The 7,732-nt window shown below is 66.3% G+C and carries 7 protein-coding genes; 5 read left to right on the forward strand and 2 right to left on the reverse strand.

The genetic code is table 11. The features are described from left to right. The 4 genes from CWO89_RS37790 to CWO89_RS37805 form a co-directional block, all read left to right on the forward strand. Nucleotides 1-1,409 (forward strand): tetratricopeptide repeat protein (locus CWO89_RS37790; protein ID WP_130583441.1); only part of this gene is annotated, 1,409 nt, incomplete at its 5' end. A gap of 242 nt (nt 1,410-1,651) precedes the next feature. Then, on the forward strand, nt 1,652-2,320 hold the full coding sequence (locus CWO89_RS37795; protein ID WP_245476762.1) for a COG3904 family protein: 669 nt from the start codon (nt 1,652-1,654) through the stop codon (nt 2,318-2,320). 306 nt (nt 2,321-2,626) lie between these two features. Beyond that, nucleotides 2,627-3,556: a sulfite exporter TauE/SafE family protein gene (locus tag CWO89_RS37800; RefSeq protein WP_130583443.1), complete on the forward strand. Its 930-nt coding sequence runs from the start codon at nt 2,627-2,629 to the stop codon at nt 3,554-3,556. Further along, nucleotides 3,553-4,335, forward strand: a complete 783-nt coding sequence (locus CWO89_RS37805) for a TIGR02186 family protein (RefSeq protein WP_130583444.1) — start codon at nt 3,553-3,555, stop codon at nt 4,333-4,335. Before CWO89_RS37800 ends, CWO89_RS37805 begins: the two co-directional genes overlap by 4 nt. A gap of 2 nt (nt 4,336-4,337) precedes the next feature. Here the strand turns inward: CWO89_RS37805 and CWO89_RS37810 are convergent, their stop codons facing one another. Then, the gene (locus CWO89_RS37810; RefSeq protein WP_130583445.1) at nt 4,338-5,678 is read right to left on the reverse strand and encodes an NRAMP family divalent metal transporter; all 1,341 of its coding nucleotides are present in this window, start codon (nt 5,676-5,678) and stop codon (nt 4,338-4,340) included. Between the two features lie 92 nt (nt 5,679-5,770). Beyond that, entirely contained in the window at nt 5,771-6,691 is a 921-nt protein-coding gene (locus CWO89_RS37815) for a DMT family transporter (protein ID WP_130583446.1), read from the reverse strand. Between the two features lie 97 nt (nt 6,692-6,788). Between CWO89_RS37815 and CWO89_RS37820 the strand changes: the two genes are divergently transcribed. Beyond that, complete coding sequence (locus tag CWO89_RS37820; RefSeq protein ID WP_130583447.1) at nt 6,789-7,652, forward strand: LysR substrate-binding domain-containing protein; 864 nt, start codon at nt 6,789-6,791, stop codon at nt 7,650-7,652. The last annotated feature ends 80 nt before the right edge of the window (nt 7,653-7,732 follow it).

Genomic DNA, 7,732 nt, shown 5'->3' on the forward strand with positions numbered 1-7,732 from the left:
ATCATCCGCTCGAGCCGGGCACGCGCCCGACCGGACGGGTGTCGACGCCCACCGAACGCATCGCCGCGTCGGAGAGCGCGATCAGCGAGATCTCGCCCTCCACTAAAGAGCCGGTCTCCACGTCGAGCTTCATCGCCGCCGCACGCCGCGCCGCCCAGGCCGCGGCCGCCCAGGCCGCCACCGAGAAGGGCGGACGTGGTGGGGCCAAGGCGGCAGCCAAGGCCAAGCCGGTCGACAAGGCTCAGGGCAAGTCCGAGGGCAAGGAGCCCTCGACCATCACGTCAAAGATCCGCTCGCTGCTGGTCGGCGCGAGTGTGGTGGTCATCGTGCTCGGCGCCTTCAAGGTGGCGATGATCCTGCTCGATAGCGGCACCGCCTCGCAGATGCCGCCGATGGAGAGGTCGAGCGATGCCCCCGCCGCGGCACAGCCGCCGGCCGACACTGCGGTCGTCGCACCCGCGCCCGCGCCGGCCCCTGCGGCGCCATTGATGACTTCGCCGACCCCGCTCGGCCGGCAATCCAACAACAGCACCGCGCCGAACATGCTCGATGGCTCGCAGGTGGCGATCCCGCCGGCGCCCGCGCCGTCCCCATCTCCCGTTGCGAACAATGACATCACCGGCTCGATCCCCGCGCAGTCCGTCGCGCCGATGGGCGGCAGGCTTATGATGGTGCAGGTGCCGCCGAGCGAGCGGCTGCCTGATGCCATCGGCGGCCCGGTGCTGCGCGCTGCGGCGCTGAGGGGCGATCCGGCCGCGGCCTATGAGGTCGGCGTGCGCTTAGCCGAAGGCAAGGGCGTTCCGATCAATTATGACGAGGCCGCAAAGTGGTACGAGCGCGCCGCGCAGGCCGGCGTGGTGCCCGCGATCTTCCGGCTGGGAACCTTCTATGAGAAGGGCCTCAGCGTGAAAAAGGACGTCGACACCGCGCGGCGTTACTACGTGCAGGCCGCCGAGCGCGGCAACGCCAAGTCCATGCACAATCTCGCGGTGCTCGATGCCGATGGCGGCGGCAAAGGCGCCGACTACAAGAGCGCGGCACAATGGTTCCGCAAGGCCGCTGATCGCGGCGTCGCCGACAGCCAGTTCAATCTCGGCATCCTCTATGCCCGTGGCATCGGCGTCGAGCAGAACCTGGCCGAGTCCTTCAAATGGTTCAGCCTCGCCGCAGCCCAGGGCGACGCCGACGCCAGCCACAAGCGCGACGATGTTGCTAAGCGCCTCGACGCTCAATCGCTGGCAGCGGCCAAGCTCGCGATCCAGACCTTCACCGCCGAGCCGCAGCCCGACGACGCCGTCAACGCCGCGACCCCGCCGGGCGGCTGGGACTCCGCGACCGTGCCGCCCAATGCGGCCAAGCCCGCGGCCAGGGCGGCGTCACAGAAGCGGACCGCCTCGATCGCGCATTAAAATTATGACAGACGCAGGACGCTGCGGTGCGGCGTCGCCATATGTATCTCAGCGCTGAAGCTGTGTAGAAAGGCCGCGCCCCCGCGCGGGTAGCTGCCAGCGCCGAGAGAACCAGTTTGTCAGCCCAAGACCACGAAGGTCGCTACCGAAGCTCGCCGACCGGGCCCCGCGTAGCACCACCACGCCAGTCGATCGATCAACCGAAAGCGCGGCCGCCTCATCGGCCGGCATGGCGGTGGTCGATGTGGTCGATTGTCATATTCGTCCTCCTGATCTCCGGCGTCGGCATCCGCGCCTATCGGGACCTGTCGCGGCCCGACGCCTGGGCGCATTGGAGAGACCAGTATTTTTCGCCGAGCCTGAGTTCGAAACTGATCAGCAAGACCGATCTCGGCGGGGCGGTCGGCTCGCGGCCCGCTTTGGCCATCAGGGGCGAGATCGGGCCGGCCGCCGCGAACTGGTTCCGCGACAGGTTGGATGAGGCCCATCTGGCGCCCGGCGATGTTGTCCTTCTGTCATCTCCGGGCGGCGCTCTGAACCAGGCGCTCATCATCGGCGAAATGATCCGGACCCGCGGGCTGACGACCGCCGTCGGCGTTGCCGATGCTTCGGGCCAGGTCCGCCCGGCCTATTGCGCCAGCGCCTGCGTCCTCGCCTTTGCCGGTGGCACGACCCGCTACGGCATCGAGGGCTCGATGCTGGGCGTCCACCGGTTCGTCACCACGGCGCCGGTTGCCGACCCCGTCGCCGACACCCAGCGCGTCACCGGTGCCGTCCTGCACTACATGACCAGGATGGGCGTTTCGTCCACCGTCGTCGAGGCGATGTCACAAACCAGGGACATCCGCTGGCTCAGCACCAAGGAAGCCGCGGCGATGAGCCTGATCACCGATCCCATCGGCCGGCCGTGAGGCGACGCCGGCCCAGATCATAATCCGATTGGACGGAATCGGATCATGATCTCATCTCTTTGTTTGAGCATGATCTTTTCGGAAAACCGGTTTCCACTTTTCGGGATCATGCTCTGGGTGCGACAAAAAAATCCGCCTTGGCGGATTCTATAGTCCCTCGTCGCGGCGATTTCGGTTATTCAAGGGCGCGGCAACCGATCCGCGCCCGTCTCCGCGTCGGATTCCGCTGCCCGCAAGCTCGATCAGAAAACCGCGCCGTGGGCTGGCCGTACGCCAGCCCCGCGGCATTATAAGAAGCGACCGCGCGTGCAGCTCTACCTCCCGATCGCCGATATTCCCGTCAATATCTTCCTCGTGCTGGCGATGGGCGCGGCGGTCGGTTTCGTCTCCGGCATGTTCGGTATCGGCGGCGGCTTCCTGATGACGCCGCTCCTGATCTTCATCGGCATCGCGCCGGCGGTCGCGGTTGCCTCCGTCGCGAGCCACATCGCGGCCTCCTCCTTCTCCGGCGCGATCTCCTATTGGCGCCGCCGCGCGATCGATCCGACGCTGGCGCTGATCCTGTTAAGCGGCGGCACGATCGGCACCGCGCTCGGGGTATGGACCTTCACCTATCTGCGCTCGCTCGGCCAGCTCGACCTGATGATCGGGCTGTCCTATGTCGTGCTGCTCACCGCGGTCGGCGGGGCGATGGCCTATGAGGGCCTGCGCGCGATGCTGCGCACCCGCCGCGGCGGCACCGTCACGCTGCGCCGCCCGGGCAGCCACGGCTGGATCCACGGCCTGCCGCTGAAGATGCGCTTCAAGCGCTCCAAGATCTATCTCTCCATCATTCCCGTCATCTTCGTCGGCCTCGTGATCGGCTTCATCGGCGCCGTCATGGGCATCGGCGGCGGCTTCATCCTGGTGCCGCTGATGATCTATTTGCTGCGGGTGCCGACCTCGACCGTGATCGGCACCTCGATGGTGCTGACGCTGGTGACGATGATCTTCGCGACCCTGCTGCACGCGGTGACCAATCACCTGGTCGATGCCGTGCTGGCCCTGATCCTGATGGTCGGCGGCGTCACCGGGGCGCAGTTCGGCGCCCGCGCGGGCCAGAAGATCCGCGGCGAGCATCTGCGGCTGTTGCTCGGGCTCCTGGTGCTTGCGGTCGGCATCCGCTTTGCGGTCGAGCTCGTGATCCGCCCCGCCGATCTCTTCACCATCCGCGAAACCGGCGGGGCCGCGCCATGACCGCCCGCGCACTCCTCGTTCTCGCCGGCCTGCTCGTTGCGATCCCCGCTGCAAGCCCGGCCTGTGCGGAGCGGCTGATCGTCTCTGTCTCGAACCACCGCGTCACGGTGACGCCGAATTATTCCGGCGAGGAACTGGTGCTGTTCGGCTCGGTCGAGAGGGATGCCGATACGCCACCCGGCCGCACCAATTACGACCTCGTGGTGAGCGTGATCGGGCCGCGCGCCGACATGGTGACGCGGCGCAAGGAGCGCCGATTCGGGATCTGGATCAACAGCGATTACCGGCAGTTCCTGCAGGTGCCGACCTATCTCGCCCTGTTCTCCAACCGCCCCTTCGACCAGATCGCTTCGCCGGAGGTGCAGCGGCGCCAGCAGCTCGGGCTCAACAATGTGCTGCTGATGCAGCGCGTCGGCCCTGACTATGCCGACGTCGTTCCCAACGACGTCTTCCGCAGCGCCTTCGTGCGGCTGCGCATCGAGCACGGGCTGTATCGCGAGGAGACCTCGACGGTCACGTTCCTGACCCCGACCCTGTTCCGCACCACCATTCCGCTGCCGGCCGAGGTGCCGATCGGCACCTATAATGTCGAGATCAAATTGTTCACCGACGGCGCGCTGGTGACCAAGGCCGATACTGCCTTCGAGATCGTCAAGGTCGGCTTCGAGCAGTTCGTCGCCAATACCGCGCGGCAGAACGGCCTTGCCTACGGCCTCGTCACCGCCGCCATGGCGCTGATGACCGGCTGGATGGCCTCGATCGTGTTCCGGCGCGATTGACGTCACGACGCGAAGAGCCCGACGCCCATCGCAACCACGCTCAGCAGCATCGCCATCGTCGACAGCCACCCGAGCCAATAGAGCGGGCCGGTGATGATATACCGGCCCATCACGTCGTGGCGGCGCGCCATGAACATCAGCAGCACCATCACGGGAACGGCGAGCACGCCATTGATGACCGCGCTCCAGTACAGCGCCGAGATCGGGTTGATCGGCGTGAAATTCAGCGCGATGCCGAAGCCGGCCGACAGCGCCAGCACGGCATAGAAGGCAACCGCCTCCTTCGGCTTGCGCGCCAAGCCCACCGGCCACTGGCGTCCCTCGCCGACAGCGTAAGCGGTTGAACCCGCGAGCACGGGAATGGCAAGCAGCCCGGTGCCGACGATGCCGAGCGCGAAGATCGCCTCCGCGAACGGGCCCGCGATCGGACGCAGCGCCTCTGCCGCCTGCGCCGAGCTCTGGATGTCGGTCTTCCCCGCCACATGCAAGGTCGCAGCGACCGTGACGATGATCGAGAGCGCGATCAGGTTCGAGAACGCCATGCCGACGATCGTATCGGCGCGGATGCGGGAAAATTCCTTCCGCGCGCCGTAGTGCTTCTCGATCAATGGCTGCTTCCTGGCGTCGATGCGCTGGTCTTCGGCTTCCTGCGAGGCCTGCCAGAAGAACAGATAGGGCGAGATCGTGGTGCCGAAGATCGCGACGATGGTGGTGAAATAGTTTCCGTTCCAATCGAGCCTTGGAATCAATATGCCGGCAAGCGCCTCGCCCCAGGAGATGCGGGCGAAGGCAAGCGCCGCGACATAGGCGAACAGGCTGAGCGTCAGCCATTTCAGCACCGCGACGTAGCGCTTGTAATCGAGGATGATCTGGGCCGCCACCGACGCCACCCCAAAGAACAGCACGTAGAGGATAGCGTGCCCGCCGACCAGGAGCTTCGCCGCATCCGCCATGGCGCCGAGATCCGCCGCGATATTAATCGTGTTGGCGATGAACAACAGCGCGACCACGATGTTGAGCAGCCACAGCGGATAGTGCCGGCACACATTGCCCGAGATGCCGTGGCCGGTGACGCGGCCGACGCGGGCCGAAATCTCCTGGATCGCCACCATCAGCGGAAAGGTGAACAGCATGGTCCAGCCGATGCCGTAGCCGAGCTGCGCGCCGGCCTGGCTGTAGGTGCCGATCCCGGACGGGTCATCGTCGGAGGCGCCGGTGATCAGGCCGGGGCCGAGCGATTGCAGGAAGCGCTTGAGTTCGAAGGGCTGGCGCGGCTTGGCCTTGGAGGCCGGCTTATCGCCGGGTCTTACGTGATTGCCAGTCGATGCCTTGTGTTGCGTCATACCCGGTCCAGTCGCCGCGACAACGAACCGGAGGTGGTTCGGTTCCCGGCGCTGTACCTGGCTCCTCGTTGTGGCACAAGCAAGACATGTCGTCAGGCGCGCGGTGCGGGCGCGGCGGTTGGACGGGTCACGAGATAGATGCCGAGCGCGACCGGGATGATGCCGAGCAGATCGCGGGACTCGACATGCTCGCCGAGCACAAGGAATGCGAACAGCATGCCGAGCGGCGGCATCAGGAAGTGGTAGGCGCTCGCGGCGGTGGCGCCGCACACTTTCAGAAGATGAAACCACAGCGCGTAAGCCAGGATCGATCCGCCGAACACCAGGAATGCGAATGCGCCGAGCAGCCGCGCGCTCGGCACGATCTCGGAGACGCTCGAGAGCGTGAACGCGAATGGCAGGAGCACCAGCCCCCCGGCGAGATTCTGGATGCCATTGCCGATCCACAGGCCGCCCTTGGGTGCGAGAAGCTTGAACAGGATGGTGCCGGTGACGATGGAGGCGAGCGAGGCCAGCGTGAACACGATGCCTTCCATATGCTCGGTGCCGACGGAGATCCGGTGCCAGACGATGAAGGCGACGCCGACAACGCCGAGCATGAGGCCCGCGACCTTGCGCCAGGTCAAGACTTCGCCGAGGAACAGCGCCGCCAGCACCGCCGTGAACACCGGATTGGCCGAGACGATCAACCCGCCGATGCCGGCGGAGACTGTCTTCAGCCCGGTATAGCCAAGCCCGAGATAGAGCGCGTTGTTGGCAACGCCGAGCACCGAATAGACCGCGACATCGCGCCAGGAGAGCTGCCAGCCCTCGCGGCGCAGCGCCAGAAAGCCGAGGATCAGGATGCCCGCGAGCGAAAATCGCGCCGTGAGCAGGAGCAGCGGCGGACAATCGGTGACGCCGATCTTGCCGGCGATGAAGGCGTAGCTCCAGAGCAGGCAGAACAGAGCAATCAATAGCGGCAGCCGATTGAAGCCTTGACGGGGAGCCGCAATCGAAGGGGCGAGCGACATGTGAATTCTCCTTGGCCCTTCCATCTAGGGCCTCGCCTTCCCATTTGGAAATTAAATGATAGACTGGCAGCCAGTGGATTTTTGAATAGGTGCCGCCATGTTCGATTTGGAACTGCTGCGCAGTTTCGTCTCGGTGGTCGATGCCGGTGGCTTCACCCGCGCCGGCGAGCGCGTCCACCGCACGCAATCCACCGTCAGCCAGCAGATCAAGCGGCTGGAGGAAGATGTCGGCCAGCCGCTCCTGGTCCGCAACGGCAAGGATGTCACCCCGACCGAAGCCGGCGAGCGGCTGCTCTCCTATGCACGACGGCTGCTGGCGCTCGCCGAAGAGGCGCGCGATGTCGTGACGCGACCGACCTATCAGGGCGCGATCCGGCTCGGCATCCCCGAGGATTTCGCCGCCTATCGGCTGGCAAAACTGCTCGGCGCCTTCTCGCGCTCGCATCCAACGCTCCGGCTCGACGTGCGCGCCGACCAGAGCATGCACCTGCAGCGCGATCTCAATCGCGGCGAGCTCGATCTGGCGCTGCTCAAGCGCACCGCCGGCGAGAAGGGCGCGATCGCGGCGTGGCCGGAACGGGTGCACTGGGTCACCAGCAAGACGCATCCGCGCGATACGCGCAGCGGCTCGGTGCCGCTGATCGGATTTCCGGCCGGCTGTCTCTACCGGGCCGGCGCGATCCATGCGCTGGAGAGCGCGGGCCGCGCCTGGCACATGGCCTATACGTCCTCGAGCCTCTCCGGCATCCAGGCCGCGGTCGCCGCCGGCATGGGCCTGAGCATCCTGTCGGAGATCGCGATCCAGGCCGATCACCGCGTGCTCACGGCAAAAGACGGTTTTGCCCCGATCGACAGGACCGAAGTCGCCCTGCTCGCCTCCCCCGCCGCCAGCCCCGCCACACTGCGGCTTGCCGACAGACTCGCGGAGTTCTGCGACACCGTGCAGGCGAAAGCGGCGTAGCGGGCGTAGGGTGGGCAAAGCGAAGCGTGCCCACCATCAGCACTCCGCTCGTGAGGGTGGGCACGCTTCGCTTTGCCCAC

Origin of the sequence: Bradyrhizobium sp. Leo170, assembly GCF_004296405.1 — a bacterium.
Lineage (GTDB): Bacteria > Pseudomonadota > Alphaproteobacteria > Rhizobiales > Xanthobacteraceae > Bradyrhizobium.

Coding starts and splice junctions, on each gene's coding strand:
- CWO89_RS37795 (WP_245476762.1), top strand. CDS start 1,652: ATGTGGTCGATTGTCATATTCGTCCTCCTGATCTCCGGCGTCGGCATC.
- CWO89_RS37805 (WP_130583444.1), top strand. CDS start 3,553: ATGACCGCCCGCGCACTCCTCGTTCTCGCCGGCCTGCTCGTTGCGATC.
- CWO89_RS37810 (WP_130583445.1), bottom strand. CDS start 5,678: ATGACGCAACACAAGGCATCGACTGGCAATCACGTAAGACCCGGCGAT.
- CWO89_RS37815 (WP_130583446.1), bottom strand. CDS start 6,691: ATGTCGCTCGCCCCTTCGATTGCGGCTCCCCGTCAAGGCTTCAATCGG.
- CWO89_RS37820 (WP_130583447.1), top strand. CDS start 6,789: ATGTTCGATTTGGAACTGCTGCGCAGTTTCGTCTCGGTGGTCGATGCC.